Genomic DNA, 17,751 nt, shown 5'->3' on the forward strand with positions numbered 1-17,751 from the left:
AAGAGGCCAGTACATTCAACATTGATGTCGCTTGGACCACCGCCTTCGCGAGCAGGCTCGCTCCCACATAGGCATCAATTCGCTGAATGGCCGGCTAAATCCTCAAGCGCACTCGCTGGCAAGTACGCGCCGCTGACCTATGCTCAAAGTAATACCGCAAGGTAGACGTTCAGAGGTCGAACACCATGAACATCAAAACAAAAAGATACGCCGCCATCTTCATCACCTGCGCCGCCACACTGGCGCTGTACGGCACCGCTGCCTGGCGGGTCGAGCAGTTGCGCCAGCTGCCGCGTGAGTATGCGAGCTGCAACTATGAGCGGTGTATTCCGCACAATGCCACGCTGAACGCATTGCGCTGATAGACCTGCGCTGGAATGCAACTGCTGTGGGAGCGAGCCTGCTCGCGAATGCGCTGTGTCAGCCAGCCTAGTTGCTGAATGAAAAACCGTATTCGCGAGCAGGCTCGCTCCCACAGGGCTCATCAGCGCATCAGGATTGTTGCTCGGCCTTCAAGCGGTCGCGGAATGCCTTTGGCGAAATCCCCACCCGGCGACGGAACAGGCGCGTGAAGTTGGTTGGATCGGAAAAACCAAGCAACTCCGACATCTCGTAAATCGTCATGCTGGTGTAGGTCAGCAGGCGCTTGGCTTCCAGCAACTGACGCTCGTGCATGATCTGCAACGCCGGTTGCCCGGCCAGTTCACGGCAGGTGCCGTTGAGATGCGACACGGAGATGCCCAGGCGATGGGCGAGGTCTTCGACCTTGACGTGCTGGCGGTAAGTCTCTTCCACCAACTGAATGAAACCGTTGAGGTATTCGCGCTGGCGTTGCGGCCGTTGGCTGGCCTTGTGGCGGACGATCGCCTGGCGGCTGACCCAGACCATGATCACGCTGACCAGCGAATGCATGAGCATTTCCCGCGCCGGTTGATGGCCGTTGTACTCGGCCTGCAACGCTGAAAACAGGCTGTTGAGATAATCGCCATCCTTGCCGGCCGGGTAATTTTCCGCCCGAGCCAGCGCGTGTACCGAATCGCCCAATTGCGCCTGCAAATGATTGATCAGCGGCGTGGCCAAGGTGACGATGAAGCCTTCAACATCCTCGGAAAAACGAAACCCGTGCACCGATAACGGTGGCAGCACCTGAATCGCTGGCGTCTCGAGTTGCGTGCGCTGGCCTTCGATTTCGAGCTCCGCCTGACCTTTGAAAACGAACAGCAGCTGGCACAGATCCGCGTGGCGGTGAGGTTTGATTTCCCAATGATGTTCGCGACTGCGCGAGGAAATGGTTTCACAGTGCAGCAAGTCCGGGGTCGGCCAGTCCAGGCTTTCACCGTAGAGCTTGAACACCGGAATAGAAGGCAGGGCAGGCTTGTTCATACTTCAATCCAGGCCTCTGGTTTTTGGGCGATAATCGCACCGATTGGCAGAATGTACAGGTATCGGCTCAGTTTTCACCTTCAATTGACAGACCCGCAAGGGAAAAATGCAAGCACTCGATCCATAAAATCATTCACCGGCTGTTGCTGCGTGAAGCTTGCGAGTCATAAAAACAATGAAAACCCTGAAAACCCAAGTCGCCATTATCGGCGCCGGTCCTTCCGGACTGCTCCTCGGCCAGTTGCTGCACAACGCTGGCATCGAAACCCTGATCCTCGAACGCCAGACGCCTGATTACATTCTTGGGCGCATCCGTGCCGGTGTGCTTGAACAAGGCATGGTAGAGCTGCTGCGTCAGGCCGGCGTCGGTCAGCGAATGGATGCCGAAGGTCTGGTTCATGGCGGCTTCGATCTGGCGCTGGACGGGCGTCAGGTGCACATCGATCTGCACGCTCTGACCGGCGGAAAAACAGTAATGGTCTACGGTCAGACCGAGGTCACCCGCGACCTGATGGCCGCTCGTCGGGACGCGGGGGCACCGACAATTTATCAGGCGAGCAATGTCGTTCCCCACGGCATGAAAAGCGACGAAGCTTTCGTCACCTTCGAAAAGGACGGTGAAAGCTGGCGCGTCGATTGCGATTACATCGCCGGTTGCGATGGTTTCCACGGCGTCGCGCGGCAGTCGATTCCGGCCGATTGCCTGAAGATCTTCGAACGGGTCTACCCGTTCGGCTGGCTGGGCATTCTCGCCGACACGCCGCCGGTTCACGACGAACTGGTCTATGCCCGCCACGAGCGTGGCTTCGCTTTGTGCAGCATGCGTTCGGCCACCCGCACCCGCTATTACCTGCAAGTCCCGGCAGATGAAAACGTCGATGACTGGAGCGATCAGCGTTTCTGGGATGAGCTGAAAAAACGCCTGCCGGATGCCCTCGCGGAAAAACTGGTGACCGGCCCTTCGATCGAAAAAAGCATCGCGCCGCTGCGCAGTTTTGTCGTCGAACCGATGCAATACGGCCGGATGTTCCTGGTCGGCGACGCCGCCCACATCGTCCCGCCCACTGGCGCCAAGGGCTTGAACCTGGCGGCCAGCGATGTCAGCACGTTGTTCAATATTCTGCTGAAGGTGTATCGCGAAGGCCGCACTGATCTGCTGGAAAAATACTCGGAAATCTGCCTGCGCCGGGTGTGGAAAGCCGAGCGGTTTTCCTGGTGGATGACTTCGATGCTGCATCGCTTCGACGATCACGATGAGTTCAGCCAGCGCATCAGCGCTTCGGAACTGGACTATTTTGTCAGCTCGCAAGCCGGGCAAAAAACCATTGCAGAAAATTACGTCGGGCTTCCGTACGAGGCTATCGAATAGCTTCCTACCGACTTACACTGCGAGCATCCACCCGCGCGCGATGGCCGCGCGGGTCCATCAATGCCCGCAGGCTCGCCCGTGACCACTCTCAATCAACCTGAAACGCCCAAACCGGCCATTCGCAGCGTGCTGGTCGCCTTGATGATGGCGATCTTCCTCGGTGCGCTGGACCAGACCATCGTCGCCGTGTCGATGCCGGCGATCTCCGCGCAATTCAAGGACGTCAGCCTGCTGGCCTGGGTGATTTCCGGTTACATGGTGGCGATGACCGTGGCGGTGCCGATCTACGGCAAACTCGGCGACCTGTACGGGCGGCGCAAACTGATGTTGTTCGGCATGGGCCTGTTCACCCTCGCCTCGCTGTTCTGCGGCATGGCGCAGAGCATGGAACAACTGGTGCTGGCGCGGATCCTTCAGGGCATCGGCGCCGGCGGCATGATCTCGGTGAGTCAGGCGATCATCGGCGACATCGTCCCGCCACGTGAACGCGGGCGCTATCAGGGTTACTTCAGCAGCATGTACGCCGTGGCCAGCGTCGCCGGCCCGGTGCTCGGCGGCTACATGACCGAATACCTATCGTGGCGCTGGGTGTTTCTGATCAACCTGCCGCTGGGGCTTGGCGCGTGGTGGGTGGCACGGCGCAACCTGCGCGGCTTGCCGATTCCGCAGCGCAAACCGGTGATCGATTACCTCGGCACGGTGCTGATGATCATTGGTCTCACGGCGTTGCTGCTCGGCATCACCGAAGTCGGCCAGGGTCATTCATGGCGCAGCGGCGAAGTGCTCGGCCTGTTCGCCTGCGCCGTGGTGGTGCTGGCGCTGTTCGTCTGGCATGAACGCCGTGCACGTGAGCCATTGCTGCCGATGCACTTGTTCACCAATCGCAGCGCGCTGCTGTGCTGGTGCACGATCTTCTTCACCAGTTTCCAGGCCATCTCGCTGATCGTGCTGATGCCATTGCGTTTCCAAAGCGTCACCGGCGCTGGCGCCGACAGCGCAGCGCTGCACTTGCTGCCATTGGCGATGGGCTTGCCGATCGGTGCCTATTTCGCCGGCCGCCGCACCTCGATTACCGGACGCTACAAACCGCAGATTCTCACCGGGGCGATCCTCATGCCGATCTCGATTCTCGGCATGGCCTTCAGTCCGCCACAAGCAACGCTGCTCAGCGGTCTGTTCATGCTGCTCAGCGGCATCGCCGGCGGCATGCAGTTCCCGACCTCGCTGGTCGGCACGCAAAACTCGGTGGAACAACGCGACATCGGCGTCGCCACCAGCACCACCAACCTGTTCCGCTCACTGGGCGGCGCGGTGGGCGTGGCGTTGATGTCGGCGCTGCTGCTGGCGTTGCTGCACGATTCCAGTTTCGCCCACCTGACGAACAGTTCGCTGATCAGCGAAGGGCATTCGGGCAACGTCCTGCTCGATGGCCTGAACGCCGCACCCGGCGAAGCGCAGAACGCTTTGCGCGCGGAGCTGCTGGTGACCTTCCGCCACTTGCTCTGGGTCAGCACGGCAGTGTCGTTGCTGGGGCTGGCAGCGGCGATTGCCATGCCGAACAACCTGCTGCGCGGACGGGAGCACGGCGCGAAATAATTGCCGCAACAAATACCACTGTGGGAGCGAGCCTGCTCGCGAATGCGCGGTGTCAGCCGACACATAGCTGAATGACACACCGCTTCGCGAGCAGGCTCGCTCCCACAAGGGAACGGTGTTCGCTCAAGGGCTGTAGTAACCCACCGCGACGAGGAAGTGCCCGACCTTTTTCAGGTAGGCATGCTTGTCCTCGATCTTGCCGGTTACCGGGTTTTTCCAGCGGTATTCGTATTCGCCTTCATCCTGCTTGCCGATCAGCGCCAGAATCGGCTCGCCCACTGGCTTGCCTTCCGGGTCCTTGACCTTGCCAAAATCAGTGTTGATCAAGCGCAGATTGGTGCCGTGGGCGACATAACGCTGGTTGTTCAGATCGACCACGAAGACATACAGGTCATCCTGCAGGTATCCGCCCTTGAGCGAGTTGATCGCAACCAGCGTGCCCTTCTCGTCCTTGCCCAGATCCGTCGCGGCTTTGTCCAGCAAGGCCTTGGCCTGCTCAGCCGAGGCCCGTGGCAAGTAGTAACCCACCGCGAGAATCCGCTGCCCGACGCGCTGATAAAACACATGCTTGCGCTCGACCTTGCCGTCGGCCCAGTTCTGCCAGCGGTATTCGGCCTGCTGGATGCCGTTGCCTTCCGGCACTTTCAGCGCATCCTTGAACGCCTTCTGCAGATCCGGCCCGAGCACTTCGCTGACATCACGGCCGATCAGCGCCGATGACGGCCCGCCACTGGCAAGCATGACGCCTTTGGTGTCGAGGACGAAGACGTAGCGATCCTTGTCGACGAACTCACCCTGGCGGCTGAAGGCGGCGAAGGCCTTGTCGCCATTGTCGTGGTAGTAGGCCAAGGCTTTTTCCAGCAGGGCGATGGCCGCCTGACTGTCATCCTTGGCGGCGGTGGCGGCGCTGGCCTGGCCGAAACCGGCCAGCAGAATCAGGCCGAGCCAGGCCACTTTATGCAAAAACCCCATAGCGCATCCCTCGTTCTTTTTGGTGTCTCAAGAGCGTAGACGGCTTGGGCTGATGTACGAGTATTCAGAATGATGCAGGGGATTACAGACCCCTGTGGTGGGGGGACAAAGCCCTCCGGACAACAGATCAGTCGCTACGGGCGGGAATTGATCTGCTGCTGCAGGTTCTGGATCTGCGCCTGCAAGGTGTTGAGGTTGCGGGTCATCTGCGCGCGGAACGCATCGAACTCGGCGGTATTGCCGCCACCCTGCGGCGCTGCCGGGCGATTGTCCTGCTGACTTTTCAGCACGACGATGTCCTGCTCCAGACGATCGATCGCCGCGCTCGGGTTGCCCTGTTTCTTCAGCGCGGCGATATCGGCACCGAGGCTTTTGAACTGGGCGTCGAAAGCTTTCAACTGCGCATCGACCTTGCTGGTATCGGCCGGGGTGCTTTTGATGGTCGCCAGCTCGGCGCTCAAGGCTTTGACCTGAGCCTGCAACTGCGTATTGGCGTTCTGCTGTTCGGTGGTCTGCGCGGTCATTTGCGCCAGCCGCTTGTCCAGCTCACTGGCCTGCCCGGCCACGCCTTGCTGTTGCTTGCTCTGGTCGAGCAGCTTGCCTTCGAGTTGTTTGATCTGGAGCTTCAGCGCTTCGCTGTCACTGTTGACGTTGCTCTGGCTGGCGACGACCTTGCCGGAAATATCCTGCAGGCGCCCCGCCGCTTCCTCGCTGATGCGGGCGAAGCTTTCCTGGGTGGCGACCAGTTGCTGTTCCATCAGCGAGATCTGCTGGAAGCTCCACCAGGCCAGACCGATGAAGGCGAAAAACAACGCACCGACCAGCGCCCACAGCGGCCCGGTGCTGGCGGCCCTGACCTTGACCACTGGCGCGCTGCGCGAATGCACGGAAGTACGGGGGCTGGGCGCGATGTCATCGTCGTCGAACGGGTCAGCGCGCAGGCTTGGCACGTTATCGAAATCGTCGTCGTGGGCATCGTTTCGCATGGACATTGAGGCAACCTTTGGCAAACGCGGTGATGGCTAAATGCTGCGAAGTATAACCGCCGCAGCCGCAGGCATTGACCCTCAACCCGCAAGGCGGTTCATTGCCGCCCAGCCGAATCGTTTCAACGGATGTCCTGGGCTTTCCACCACGCACAGAACTCATCGAGGGCAGCCCAGAGGCTGACTTTCGGATCGTAGTCGAGATAATGCCGGGCGCGGCTGATGTCGAGGGTGAAATTTTTCTTCATGACCTGCATGCCCAGGCGCGACAGGGTCGGCTCCGGGCGTCCCGGCCAGAGCATGCACGCGCCTTCGTTGAGCGCCGCGACGCTGTACGCGAGACCGTAGGAGCGATATTTGCGCACCTGATCGACGTCCATCCGCCGCATCACGTAATTGACCACGTCCCACAGCGGCACCGGCGTACCGTTGCTGATGTTGTAAGCCTTGCCGAGCGCAGAACCTTGCGCCAACAGGCTGCTGAGCATGGCTTCGTTGAGGTTCTGCACGCTGGTGAAATCGACCTTGTTCAAGCCATTGCCGATGATCGCCAGCCGGCCCTTGCGCTGCATCTTCAGCAGGCGCGGAAAGATGCTCATGTCGCCGGCACCGGTGACGAAACGCGGGCGCAGGGCGATGGTTTCCAGACCGAATTCCTGGGCACCGAAGACTTTCTGCTCGGCCAGATACTTGGTCGCGGCGTAGGGATGCTTGAAGCGTTTGGGCACTTGCTCTTCGGTCAGACCGACATGGTCGCGGCCATCGAAATAGATCGACGGCGACGACAGATGCACCAGCCGCCGCACCCGCTGCTTGAGGCAGGCTTCGACGACGTTTTCGGTGACTTCGACGTTGCCCTGATGAAAGTCCTGATAACGCCCCCACACGCCAACCGCACCGGCGCAATGCACCACGGCTTCGACGTCACGGCACAGGTCGCGCACCAGATCGGCGTCGCTCAGATCGCCCGGCACGAACTCCGCGCCCCGGCGCACCAGATGCTCGACGCTCTCGGCCCGGCGACCGTTGACCCGCACTTCAAGGCCCTGCTCCAGGGCGAAACGCGCAAAGCGCCCGCCAATAAAGCCACTGGCGCCGGTAACCAAAATCTTCATCAAAAACTCCAGGGAAGCAGCTGCAAGCTTCGAGCTTTCAGCTGCAAGTTGAAACGGTACGTATTCTTGCCGCTTGCAGCTTGACGCTTGTTGCTGCGTTCAAGCCACTAGCCATTGCTTTGAGGAGCGCAGCAGTTGTTCGGTCAATAGATTCAGCAACTGGCCGCCATTGCGCCAATGATGCCAGTACAGCGGCACGTCGATCGGTTTATCTGGCAGCAATTCGCGCAGCACCCCGCGTTGCAACTGCTCGCGCACCTGCAGTTCCGGCACCAGGCCCCAGCCCAGACCGGCTTCGATCAGGCGGATGAAGCCTTCGGAGGACGGGCATAAATGGTGCTCGAACGCGCCGTCGACGCCCAACAGCGCCAGATAGCGATGCTGAAGGAAATCGTCCGGACCGAACACCAGCGCCGGGGTGCGCGGCAGCTGTTCGGCGCGCACGCCTTCGGGAAAATGCCGAGCGAGGAAGGCTGGACTGGCCAGCGCCCGATAACGCATGGCGCCGAGCAATACGCTGCGGGCTCCCGCCACCGGCCGCTCGCTGGCACACAGGCATGCGGCCACTTCACCGGCACGCATGCGCTTGAGGCCAACGGTCTGGTCTTCGACGATCAGGTCGAGCAACAAATGCTGCTCGGCGCAGAAATCGCCGACGGCCTCGGCCCACCAAGTGGCGAGGCTGTCGGCGTTGAGGGCGATGCGCAGGCGATCGGGCAGGCCTTCTTCGTCCAGCGCCGGCACCACTGATTGCAAGTCGCGCTCGAGCAGACGCACCTGCTGCACATGGTTGAGCAAGCGTCGGCCGATCTCGGTCGGCGATGGCGGTGTTTCGCGCACCAGCACTGGCTGGCCGACCCGCGCTTCAAGCAATTTGATGCGCTGGGAAATCGCCGACTGCGACAGGCCGAGCACCTGTGCGGCGCGATCGAATCCGGCCTGCTCGACCACAGCGGCGAGCGCGGAAAGCAATTTATAGTCGAACATCAGTTTTCCTAATGGGCGATCAGCACTATTGGTTTTTCTTATACAGCGTCACACCGGAGAATAGCCAGCAAGCACTCTCTTTCAAGGATCTCTCCCATGTGGCAAAGCTACGTAAACGGCCTGTTGGTGGCGTTCGGCCTGATCATGGCGATCGGCACGCAGAACGCTTTTGTCTTGGCGCAAAGCCTGCGCCGTGAACACCATTTGCCGGTGGCGGCATTGTGCGTGGTGTGTGACGCAATTCTGGTCGCGGCCGGGGTGTTCGGCCTGGCGACGATCCTCGCGCAGAACCCGACCCTGCTGGCGATCGCCCGTTGGGGCGGTGCGACGTTTCTGATCTGGTACGGCAGCCAGGCACTGCGCCGGGCCTGTTCGAAGCAGAGCCTTGAGCAAGGCGAAAACCAGACCGTGCGTTCGCTGCGTGCAGTGATGCTCAGCGCGCTGGCGGTGACCTTGCTCAACCCCCACGTTTATCTCGATACGGTATTGCTGATCGGCTCGCTGGGCGCGCAGCAATCGGTGCCGGGCGCTTATGTGGTCGGTGCGGCGAGTGCATCGTTGCTGTGGTTTTTCACCCTGGCCCTCGGCGCGGCGTGGCTGGCACCATGGCTGGCACGCCCGAGCACGTGGCGCATTCTCGATCTGGTGGTGGCGTTGATGATGTTCGCCGTCGCCGCGCAGTTGATCATCGCCGGATGAATAATTGCCAAAGGCTCTGGAACCTCTATCCCACACAGTTGTTGCGTGGTTAAGGCGCGACCCCGGTGCTATGATCCGAACCCTGCGCCGCAAAGAGTAAAAACTCGCCGGTGCATTTCCGGCCGCCCGTGATCGGCCTTGCGCTCACCGCAACAGACCTGATTAGGAGAATCATCATGGCTTTCGAATTGCCGCCGCTGCCTTACGCACACGATGCCCTGCAGCCGCACATCTCCAAGGAAACCCTGGAGTTCCACCACGACAAGCACCACAACACCTACGTCGTGAACCTGAACAACCTGGTGCCGGGCACCGAGTTTGAAGGCAAGACCCTGGAAGAAATCGTCAAGACTTCTTCGGGCGGCATCTTCAACAACGCCGCTCAGGTCTGGAACCACACTTTCTACTGGAACTGCCTGGCGCCAAACGCCGGCGGTCAACCAACCGGCGCCCTGGCAGATGCCATCAACGCAGCGTTCGGTTCGTTCGACAAGTTCAAGGAAGAATTCAGCAAAACCTCGATCGGCACCTTCGGTTCCGGCTGGGGCTGGCTGGTGAAAAAGGCTGACGGTTCCCTGGCCCTGGCCAGCACCATCGGCGCCGGCAACCCGCTGACCAGCGGCGACACCCCGCTGCTGACCTGCGACGTCTGGGAACACGCTTACTACATCGACTACCGCAACCTGCGTCCGAAGTACGTTGAAGCGTTCTGGAACCTGGTCAACTGGAAGTTCGTGGCCGAGCAGTTCGAAGGCAAAACCTTCACCGCTTAAGCTGCGCGCCAGATGAAAAACCCGGCTTCTGCCGGGTTTTTTTATGCCCGGCGCATGGCGTTTCTCGCACGGTAAAAGCAGCTTCGCGCCGTTTGCCGCCAGCCCCCAGCGGTCTACCATCACAGACAGGAAAAAATCTTTGGCCCAGTGCTCAAGTTGAAGGCAATTGCAACCGACACAGTTAATTCAGAGCTATTACTCAAATGACGACATTGCGGCCAGGATCACGGCGACTTTTCCCGTGCCCGATTGTCCCTTTGACTGCCAACCCGGGATTGCCAATACTCATGGCAACTTGACGCTACCCGCACGGAACAAGGAATAACCCTTTGAAGCTGGAACTCAAGAACAGCTTGTCGGTGAAGTTGCTCCGGGTCGTGCTCCTGTCGGCATTGATCGTAGGCGTAGTCTTGAGCTGCGCGCAGATTGTCTTCGATGCCTACAAGACCCGTCAGGCGGTTGCCGGCGACGCCGAGCGCATCCTCGACATGTTCCGCGATCCATCGACCCAGGCCGTGTACAGCCTGGACCGGGAAATGGGCATGCAGGTGATCGAAGGGCTGTTCCAGGACGACGCCGTGCGTCAGGCCTCCATCGGCCACCCCAACGAAGCCATGCTCGCGCAGAAATCCCGCGAACTGCAGCATTCCAATAGCCGTTGGCTGACCGACCTGATTCTCGGCCAGGAACGCACCTTCACCACGCAACTGGTCGGCCGCGGCCCCTACAGCGAATACTACGGCGACCTGAGCATCACCCTCGACACCGCCACCTATGGCGAAGGGTTTATCGTCAGCTCAGTGATCATTTTCATTTCCGGCGTGCTGCGCGCACTCGCATTGGGGCTGGTGCTGTATCTGGTCTATCACTGGTTGCTGACCAAACCGCTGTCACGAATCATCGAGCACCTCACCGAAATCAACCCGGATCGTCCCAGCGAGCACAAGATTCCGCAGATCAAGGGCCACGAAAAGAACGAACTGGGCCTGTGGATCAACACTGCCAACCAGTTGCTCGAGTCCATCGAACGCAACACCCACCTGCGCCACGAAGCGGAAAACAGCCTGCTGCGCATGGCCCAGTACGACTTCCTCACCGGCCTGCCGAACCGCCAGCAATTGCAGCAGCAACTGGACAAGATTCTGGTGGATGCCGGCAAGCTGCAGCGCCGCGTCGCGGTGTTGTGCGTCGGCCTGGATGACTTCAAGGGCATCAACGAGCAATTCAGCTACCAGACCGGCGACCAATTGCTGCTGGCCCTGGCCGATCGCTTGCGCGCCCACAGCGGTCGCCTGGGCGCCCTCGCTCGCCTGGGCGGCGATCAGTTCGCGCTGGTGCAGGCCGACATTGAACAGCCTTACGAAGCAGCAGAACTGGCGCAGAGCATTCTCGATGACCTCGAGGCGCCCTTCGCCCTCGACGATCAGGAAATCCGCCTGCGCGCGACCATCGGCATCACCCTGTTCCCCGAGGACGGCGACAGCACCGAGAAGCTGTTGCAGAAAGCCGAGCAGACCATGACCCTGGCCAAGACCCGCTCGCGCAATCGCTATCAGTTCTATATCGCCAGCGTCGACAGCGAGATGCGCCGTCGTCGCGAGCTGGAAAAGGATTTGCGCGATGCGCTGATCCGCGACCAGTTCTACCTCGTCTATCAGCCGCAGATCAGTTATCGCGATCACCGCGTGGTTGGCGTCGAAGCGCTGATTCGCTGGCAACATCCGGAACACGGGCTGGTGCCGCCGGACCTGTTCATTCCGCTGGCCGAACAGAACGGCACGATCATCGCCATCGGCGAGTGGGTGCTCGATCAGGCCTGCAAGCAATTGCGCGAATGGCACGATCAAGGTTTTGTCGATTTGCGCATGGCGGTCAATCTGTCCACCGTGCAACTGCACCACGCCGAGCTGCCACGGGTGGTCAACAACCTGTTGCAGATGTACCGTTTGCCGCCGCGCAGTCTGGAACTGGAAGTCACCGAAACCGGCCTGATGGAAGACATCACCACCGCCGCCCAGCATCTGCTCAGCCTGCGCCGCTCCGGTGCGCTGATCGCGATCGACGACTTCGGCACCGGCTACTCGTCCCTCAGTTATCTGAAAAGCCTGCCGCTGGACAAGATCAAGATCGACAAGAGCTTCGTGCAGGACCTGCTCGATGACGACGATGACGCGACCATCGTTCGCGCGATCATCCAACTGGGCAAGAGCCTTGGCATGCAGGTGATTGCCGAGGGCGTGGAAACCGCCGAGCAGGAAACCTACATCATTTCCGAGGGTTGCCACGAGGGTCAGGGCTACCACTACAGCAAACCGCTGCCGGCGCGGGAGCTGGGTATTTACCTCAAGCAGGCGCAACGCAGCAACGCGGCTATTTTATAAGATCGCAGCCTTCGGCAGCTCCTACATTTGAAATGCGTTCCCCCTGTAGGAGCTGACGAGTGCAACGAGGCTGCGATCTTTTGATTTTCATGCGCAAATAAGAAATATTTCCAAGCACGCCTTTACACATAATGCGAAAGATTTGCATTATGTCGCAGTTTTGCGCGCCCCCGGCGCCAGTCCATTCAACTACCGAAGCAGGATGTTCGCCATGATTCGTATGCCTCTGGCTACCGCCAGTCTGCTGGCCATCGCTATTTCCCTCGCCGGTTGCGGCGAAGGCAAGGACAAAGAAAAAGCCTCCGAAATGACTCCGGCTTCCAGCAGCGCTGCTCCAGCCCCTGCCGCTGCACCGGCTCCTGCTGCCGGTAAAGTTGACGATGCTGCCGCCAAGGCCGTGGTCGCGCACTATGCCGACATGGTCTTCGCCGTTTACAGCGATGCCGAATCCACTGCGAAAACCCTGCAAACTGCGGTCGACGCGTTCCTCGCCAAGCCGAATGCTGACACCCTGAAAGCCGCCAAGGCTGCCTGGGTTGCCGCGCGCGTGCCGTACCTGCAGAGCGAAGTGTTCCGCTTCGGCAACACCATCATTGACGATTGGGAAGGTCAGGTTAACGCCTGGCCGCTGGACGAAGGCCTGATCGACTACGTCGACAAATCCTACGAGCACGCACTGGGTAACCCGGGCGCCAGCGCCAATATCATTGCCAACACCGAAGTGCAGGTCGGCGAAGACGAAGTCGACGTGAAAGAGATCACCCCGGAAAAACTCGCCAGCCTCAACGAGCTGGGCGGTTCCGAAGCCAACGTCGCCACCGGCTACCACGCGATCGAATTCCTGCTCTGGGGCCAGGATCTGAACGGCACCGGCCCTGGCGCTGGCAACCGTCCGGCCTCGGACTACCTGGAAGGCGCCGGCGCCACCGGTGGTCACAACGAGCGTCGTCGCGCCTACCTGAAAGCCGTGACCCAACTGCTGGTCAGCGATCTGGAAGAAATGGTCGCCAACTGGAAGCCGAACGTGGCCGACAACTACCGCGCCACCCTGGAAGCCGAGCCAGGCGAAACCGGCCTGCGCAAAATGCTCTTCGGCATGGGCAGCCTGTCCCTGGGTGAACTGGCGGGCGAGCGCATGAAGGTTTCCCTGGAAGCCAACTCCCCTGAAGACGAGCAGGATTGCTTCAGCGACAACACCCACTACTCGCACTTCTACGACGCCAAAGGCGTGCGTAACGTTTACCTGGGCGAGTACACCCGTGTTGACGGCACCAAGATGACCGGCGCCAGCCTGTCGTCGCTGGTGGCCAAGGCCGATCCGGCTGCCGACACCGCGCTGAAAGCCGATCTGGCCGCGACCGAAGCGAAGATCCAGGTCATGGTCGATCACGCCAACAAGGGTGAGCACTACGACCAGTTGATCGCTGCCGGCAACACCGCTGGCAACCAGGTCGTTCGCGACGCCATCGCCGCGCTGGTCAAGCAGACCGGCTCGATCGAAGCCGCTGCGGGCAAACTGGGCATCAGCGACCTGAACCCGGACAGCGCCGATCACGAATTCTGATCGCAGCGTCCGCGTCAAAAAGAGGCGACCTTCGGGTCGCCTTTTTCATACCCCATGTTCACAGTCCCCTGTAGGAGCTGCCGAAGGCTGCGATCTGTTGATCTTGATTTTTGAAGATCAAAATCAAAAGATCGCAGCCTTCGGCAGCTCCTGCAGGGGGTTTGCATCGCTCTGCAGATTTGCGCTGTATCAAGCAAACGATAATTCCTCTTATTCAAACTCCCCCGCCCTGTTAGACTTTGCGCCTTCATTTTTGCCCGTCCGCAGGATGTCTGATGCCCTCGCTGCCTCTTCGCTTGTCCGCACTGTTGCTGGCCCTGGGCCTGAGTGCCTGCGATGACGCCCCGCGTTTCACCAAGGCCGAGCCGGGGGAAGCGCGTTCGGGCGGTGCGGCGACCGTGCGCAAGAGCGATCAGAACGCCTTCTCCCTGCCATCGGCCAACTTGCCGCCCTCGCGGCGCGTGGACTTCAGTGTCGGCAACAGTTTCTTTCGCAGCCCGTGGGTGATCGCGCCGTCGACCACCACGGCGCGCGACGGTCTCGGCCCGTTGTTCAATACCAACGCCTGCCAGAACTGCCACATCAAGGACGGTCGCGGTCATCCGCCGGCACCTGATGCAAGCAATGCAGTGTCGATGCTGGTGCGCCTGTCGATTCCCGACACGCCGCAATACGCCAAAGTCATCCAACAGCTCGGCGTAGTGCCGGAGCCGGTGTATGGCGGGCAGTTCCAGGACATGGCCGTGCCCGGCGTTGCCCCGGAAGGCAAGGTGCGGGTGGACTACACGCCGGTGCCGGTACGCTTCAAGGACGGCACTGAAGTCGAGCTGCGCAAACCGACCTTGCAGATCACTCAACTCGGTTACGGGTCGATGCACCCGGACACGCGTTTTTCCGCGCGGGTGGCGCCGCCGATGATTGGTCTGGGCCTGCTCGAAGCGATCCCCGAAGAGGCGATCCTCGCCAACGCCGCCGCCCAGGCGAAAGAGAGCAACGGCATCAATGGCCGACCCAACCAGGTCTGGGATGACCAGTTGCAGAAAACCGTCATCGGCCGGTTCGGCTGGAAAGCCGGGCAACCGAATCTCAATCAACAGAATGTTCACGCGTTCTCCGGTGACATGGGCCTGACCACCAGCCTGCGGCCGTTCGACGATTGCACCGAGGCGCAGACTGCCTGCAAACAGGCGCCGAACGGCAATGGCCCGGACGGTGAACCGGAGGTGAGCGACAACATCCTGCGGCTGGTGCTGTTCTACAGCCGCAATCTCGCAGTGCCGGCGCGCCGTGGCGTCAACGATCCACAGGTGCTGGCCGGCAAGAATCTGTTTTTCCAGGCCGGTTGCCAGTCGTGCCACACGCCGAAATACACCACCGCCGCCGATGCCGCCGAACCGGAATTGGCCAATCAGGTGATTCGTCCATACAGCGACTTGCTGCTGCATGACATGGGCGAAGGCCTGGCGGACAACCGCACGGAATTCAAGGCCTCCGGCCGCGACTGGCGCACGCCGCCGTTGTGGGGGATTGGTCTGACGCAAGCGGTCAGCGGGCACACCCAGTTTTTGCATGACGGTCGCGCACGCAACCTGCTCGAAGCGGTGCTCTGGCATGGCGGCGAGGCGACGGCGGCGCAGCAACAGGTTTTGTCTTTCAATGCCGAGCAGCGCGCTGCGTTGCTGGCTTTTCTGAACTCACTTTAAATACTGTAAAAGCATCGGGAGCCCGACATGTTCCGTCCCAAGTTACTGTTCACCAGCCTTGCCGCGCTCGCCCTCGGCGCCTGCTCGCCGCAGGACCCGCAAGCGGTCACTTCGGCGGCGATCGCCAAATCGGTGATCCTGCCGACCTACACTCGCTGGGTCGAAGCCGACCGGCAACTGGCGGTCAGCGCCCTCGCCTACTGCCAGGGCAAAGAGACCCTGGAAACCGCCCGTGCCGACTTCCTTCACGCGCAGAAAGCCTGGGCCGAGTTGCAACCGCTGTTGATCGGGCCGCTGGCCGAGGGCAATCGCTCGTGGCAAGTGCAGTTCTGGCCGGACAAGAAAAACCTGGTTGGCCGTCAGGTCGAGCAACTGGTCGTGGCCCAGCCGCAGATCGATGCCGCAGCGCTGGCCAAATCCAGCGTCGTGGTGCAGGGCCTGTCGGCTTACGAATACATCCTCTTCGACGCCAAGCCTGACGTCGCCAACGACGCGCAAAAAGCCAAATACTGCCCGCTGCTGATCGCCATCGGCGAACGCCAGAAGCAACTGGCGGAAGAAATCCTGCAGGGCTGGAACAACACCGACGGCATGCTCGCGCAGATGAGCAAGTTCCCTAACCAGCGCTACGCCGACTCCCACGAAGCGATCGCCGATCTGCTGCGCGTACAAGTGACGGCACTGGATACCCTGAAGAAAAAACTCGGCACGCCGATGGGCCGGCAAAGCAAAGGCGTGCCGCAGCCATTCCAGGCGGATGCGTGGCGCAGCCAGTCGTCGCTGTCGGCGTTGGAAGCCAGCCTTGCCGCAGCCAAAACCGTCTGGGAAGGCGTCGACAACAAAGGCCTGCGCGGTCTGCTGCCGGCCGAGCAGAAACCGTTGGCGGACAAGATCGACGCTGCTTATGCCGCCTCGCTTAAACTGTTCGACAGCACCCAGCGTTCGCTCGGCGAAATGCTCGAGGACGACGCCGGTCGACAGCAACTCAACGATATCTACGACAGCCTCAACGTCGTCCATCGCCTGCATGAAGGCGAGCTGGCCAAGGCGCTGGGCATCCAACTGGGCTTCAACGCCAACGACGGTGACTGATGAGGGCGAGTGCCATGCTGCGACGTCAGGTTCTGACTTTAGGTAGTGCACTGCTGGGAGCAGTGACGCTGGGCGGCTGGACGCTGTTCAAACGCAAGGATCAGAGCCCGCTGCTGCTCTCGGCGCGCGACGATACTGACGGCAAGCATTACGCCGTCGGCTATCGGCTCGACGGTACGCGAGTGTTCGCCACCCACGTCGGCCAGCGTTGTCACGACATCATCAATCATCCGACGCAGCCGCTGGCGCTGTTCGTCGCGCGGCGTCCGGGAACCGAGAGTTACCTGATCGACCTGCGCGACGGCAAGCTGCTGCAGACCGTGACCTCGCAGCCGGACCGGCACTTCTACGGCCACGCCGTGGTGCACAAGGACGGCGAATACCTGTACGCCACCGAGAATGACACGAGCGATCCCGGCCGTGGCCTGCTCGGCGTGTACAAGTTCGAAGGCGAACGGCTGGTGCACACGGGCGAGATTTCCACTCACGGTCTCGGCCCGCATCAGGTGTCCTGGATGCCCGACGGCGAGACGCTGGTAGTGGCCAACGGTGGGATTCGCACCGAGGCGGAAAGCCGCGTCGACATGAACCTTAACGCCATGGAACCGAGCCTGGTGTTGATGCAGCGCGACGGCACGTTGCTGAGCAAGGAAACCCTCGCCCAGCAGATGAACAGCGTCCGCCACCTGGGCATCGCCAGTGACGGCACCATCGTCGCCGGTCAGCAATTCATGGGGCCGTCCCACGAGCGCTCGGAGCTGTTGGCGATCAAGCGACCGGGACAAGCGTTCGTGGCGTTCCCGGTGGCCGAGCAGCAGTTGCAGGCGATGGGGCACTACACCGCCAGCGTCGCGGTGCACAGCGATCTGCGTCTGGTCGCGTTGACGGCGCCGCGCGGCAATCGCTTCTTTATCTGGGATCTGGACAGCGGCGAACTGCGCCTCGATGCGCCTTTGCCTGATTGCGCCGGCGTTGGTGCGGTAAAGGATGGCTTTGTCGTGACCTCGGGGCAGGGCCGTTGCCGTTACTACGATTGCCGCCAGGAACAACTGCTGGCCAAGCCGCTGGAATTGCCGGCGGGGCTCTGGGACAACCATCTGCACTTGATGGCCTGATACCCCCCATTTTTGA

The 17,751-nt window shown here is 61.0% G+C and carries 15 protein-coding genes; 10 read left to right on the plus strand and 5 right to left on the minus strand.

The window, feature by feature from the left end; all coding sequences use genetic code 11:
- Nucleotides 1-185 precede the first annotated feature (185 nt).
- Complete coding sequence (locus AB4O45_RS07170; protein ID WP_016773438.1) at nucleotides 186-362, plus strand: hypothetical protein; 177 nt, start codon at nucleotides 186-188, stop codon at nucleotides 360-362.
- A gap of 130 nt (nucleotides 363-492) precedes the next feature.
- Here the strand turns inward: AB4O45_RS07170 and AB4O45_RS07175 are convergent, their stop codons facing one another.
- A complete protein-coding gene (locus tag AB4O45_RS07175; protein WP_460064975.1) occupies nucleotides 493-1,383 on the minus strand; it encodes a helix-turn-helix domain-containing protein in 891 nt (296 codons plus the stop codon).
- A gap of 175 nt (nucleotides 1,384-1,558) precedes the next feature.
- Here AB4O45_RS07175 and pobA point away from each other — a divergent pair, with 175 nt between their 5' ends.
- Both pobA and AB4O45_RS07185 read left to right on the plus strand, forming a co-directional pair.
- Nucleotides 1,559-2,752: a 4-hydroxybenzoate 3-monooxygenase gene (gene pobA / locus AB4O45_RS07180; protein ID WP_460161248.1), complete on the plus strand. Its 1,194-nt coding sequence runs from the start codon at nucleotides 1,559-1,561 to the stop codon at nucleotides 2,750-2,752.
- A 78-nt stretch (nucleotides 2,753-2,830) separates the two neighbouring features.
- Nucleotides 2,831-4,348, plus strand: a complete 1,518-nt coding sequence (locus AB4O45_RS07185) for an MDR family MFS transporter (protein ID WP_150637410.1) — start codon at nucleotides 2,831-2,833, stop codon at nucleotides 4,346-4,348.
- A 123-nt stretch (nucleotides 4,349-4,471) separates the two neighbouring features.
- Here the strand turns inward: AB4O45_RS07185 and AB4O45_RS07190 are convergent, their stop codons facing one another.
- The 4 genes from AB4O45_RS07190 to AB4O45_RS07205 form a co-directional block, all read right to left on the minus strand.
- The gene (locus tag AB4O45_RS07190) at nucleotides 4,472-5,320 is read right to left on the minus strand and encodes a cache domain-containing protein (RefSeq protein ID WP_095181439.1); all 849 of its coding nucleotides are present in this window, start codon (nucleotides 5,318-5,320) and stop codon (nucleotides 4,472-4,474) included.
- A 134-nt stretch (nucleotides 5,321-5,454) separates the two neighbouring features.
- The gene (locus AB4O45_RS07195; RefSeq protein ID WP_252878805.1) at nucleotides 5,455-6,312 is read right to left on the minus strand and encodes an ATPase; all 858 of its coding nucleotides are present in this window, start codon (nucleotides 6,310-6,312) and stop codon (nucleotides 5,455-5,457) included.
- 116 nt (nucleotides 6,313-6,428) lie between these two features.
- Complete coding sequence (locus AB4O45_RS07200; RefSeq protein WP_460161249.1) at nucleotides 6,429-7,421, minus strand: NAD-dependent epimerase/dehydratase family protein; 993 nt, start codon at nucleotides 7,419-7,421, stop codon at nucleotides 6,429-6,431.
- A gap of 99 nt (nucleotides 7,422-7,520) precedes the next feature.
- Nucleotides 7,521-8,408: a LysR family transcriptional regulator ArgP gene (locus AB4O45_RS07205; RefSeq protein ID WP_150741911.1), complete on the minus strand. Its 888-nt coding sequence runs from the start codon at nucleotides 8,406-8,408 to the stop codon at nucleotides 7,521-7,523.
- Nucleotides 8,409-8,504: 96 nt separating this feature from the next.
- On the opposite strand from AB4O45_RS07205, the gene AB4O45_RS07210 reads away from it, so the two are divergent.
- From AB4O45_RS07210 to AB4O45_RS07240, 7 genes are all read left to right on the plus strand, one after another.
- Nucleotides 8,505-9,107, plus strand: a complete 603-nt coding sequence (locus tag AB4O45_RS07210) for a LysE/ArgO family amino acid transporter (protein ID WP_016773432.1) — start codon at nucleotides 8,505-8,507, stop codon at nucleotides 9,105-9,107.
- Nucleotides 9,108-9,283: 176 nt separating this feature from the next.
- Complete coding sequence (locus AB4O45_RS07215) at nucleotides 9,284-9,880, plus strand: superoxide dismutase (protein ID WP_016773431.1); 597 nt, start codon at nucleotides 9,284-9,286, stop codon at nucleotides 9,878-9,880.
- A gap of 329 nt (nucleotides 9,881-10,209) precedes the next feature.
- Nucleotides 10,210-12,261: a putative bifunctional diguanylate cyclase/phosphodiesterase gene (locus AB4O45_RS07220; RefSeq protein ID WP_016773430.1), complete on the plus strand. Its 2,052-nt coding sequence runs from the start codon at nucleotides 10,210-10,212 to the stop codon at nucleotides 12,259-12,261.
- Between the two features lie 211 nt (nucleotides 12,262-12,472).
- Nucleotides 12,473-13,825: an imelysin family protein gene (locus AB4O45_RS07225; protein WP_460161250.1), complete on the plus strand. Its 1,353-nt coding sequence runs from the start codon at nucleotides 12,473-12,475 to the stop codon at nucleotides 13,823-13,825.
- Between the two features lie 275 nt (nucleotides 13,826-14,100).
- Entirely contained in the window at nucleotides 14,101-15,528 is a 1,428-nt protein-coding gene (locus AB4O45_RS07230; protein WP_460161251.1) for a di-heme oxidoreductase family protein, read from the plus strand.
- A 27-nt stretch (nucleotides 15,529-15,555) separates the two neighbouring features.
- Nucleotides 15,556-16,620 carry an imelysin family protein gene (locus AB4O45_RS07235; RefSeq protein WP_252876822.1) on the plus strand — a complete coding sequence of 355 codons (1,065 nt, stop codon included), beginning with the start codon at nucleotides 15,556-15,558 and terminating at the stop codon, nucleotides 16,618-16,620.
- 14 nt (nucleotides 16,621-16,634) lie between these two features.
- Nucleotides 16,635-17,735, plus strand: a complete 1,101-nt coding sequence (locus tag AB4O45_RS07240) for a DUF1513 domain-containing protein (protein WP_056789981.1) — start codon at nucleotides 16,635-16,637, stop codon at nucleotides 17,733-17,735.
- Nucleotides 17,736-17,751 lie beyond the last annotated feature (16 nt).

This window comes from Pseudomonas sp. S2_B10, from assembly GCF_054668425.1.

Bases quoted from the DNA above. Each gene is read 5' to 3' on its own strand.
- AB4O45_RS07170 (WP_016773438.1), top strand. From the start codon at position 186: ATGAACATCAAAACAAAAAGATACGCCGCCATCTTCATCACCTGCGCC.
- AB4O45_RS07175 (WP_460064975.1), bottom strand. From the start codon at position 1,383: ATGAACAAGCCTGCCCTGCCTTCTATTCCGGTGTTCAAGCTCTACGGT.
- pobA (WP_460161248.1), top strand. From the start codon at position 1,559: ATGAAAACCCTGAAAACCCAAGTCGCCATTATCGGCGCCGGTCCTTCC.
- AB4O45_RS07190 (WP_095181439.1), bottom strand. From the start codon at position 5,320: ATGGGGTTTTTGCATAAAGTGGCCTGGCTCGGCCTGATTCTGCTGGCC.
- AB4O45_RS07195 (WP_252878805.1), bottom strand. From the start codon at position 6,312: ATGTCCATGCGAAACGATGCCCACGACGACGATTTCGATAACGTGCCA.
- AB4O45_RS07200 (WP_460161249.1), bottom strand. From the start codon at position 7,421: ATGAAGATTTTGGTTACCGGCGCCAGTGGCTTTATTGGCGGGCGCTTT.
- AB4O45_RS07205 (WP_150741911.1), bottom strand. From the start codon at position 8,408: ATGTTCGACTATAAATTGCTTTCCGCGCTCGCCGCTGTGGTCGAGCAG.
- AB4O45_RS07210 (WP_016773432.1), top strand. From the start codon at position 8,505: ATGTGGCAAAGCTACGTAAACGGCCTGTTGGTGGCGTTCGGCCTGATC.
- AB4O45_RS07215 (WP_016773431.1), top strand. From the start codon at position 9,284: ATGGCTTTCGAATTGCCGCCGCTGCCTTACGCACACGATGCCCTGCAG.
- AB4O45_RS07225 (WP_460161250.1), top strand. From the start codon at position 12,473: ATGATTCGTATGCCTCTGGCTACCGCCAGTCTGCTGGCCATCGCTATT.
- AB4O45_RS07230 (WP_460161251.1), top strand. From the start codon at position 14,101: ATGCCCTCGCTGCCTCTTCGCTTGTCCGCACTGTTGCTGGCCCTGGGC.
- AB4O45_RS07235 (WP_252876822.1), top strand. From the start codon at position 15,556: ATGTTCCGTCCCAAGTTACTGTTCACCAGCCTTGCCGCGCTCGCCCTC.
- AB4O45_RS07240 (WP_056789981.1), top strand. From the start codon at position 16,635: ATGCTGCGACGTCAGGTTCTGACTTTAGGTAGTGCACTGCTGGGAGCA.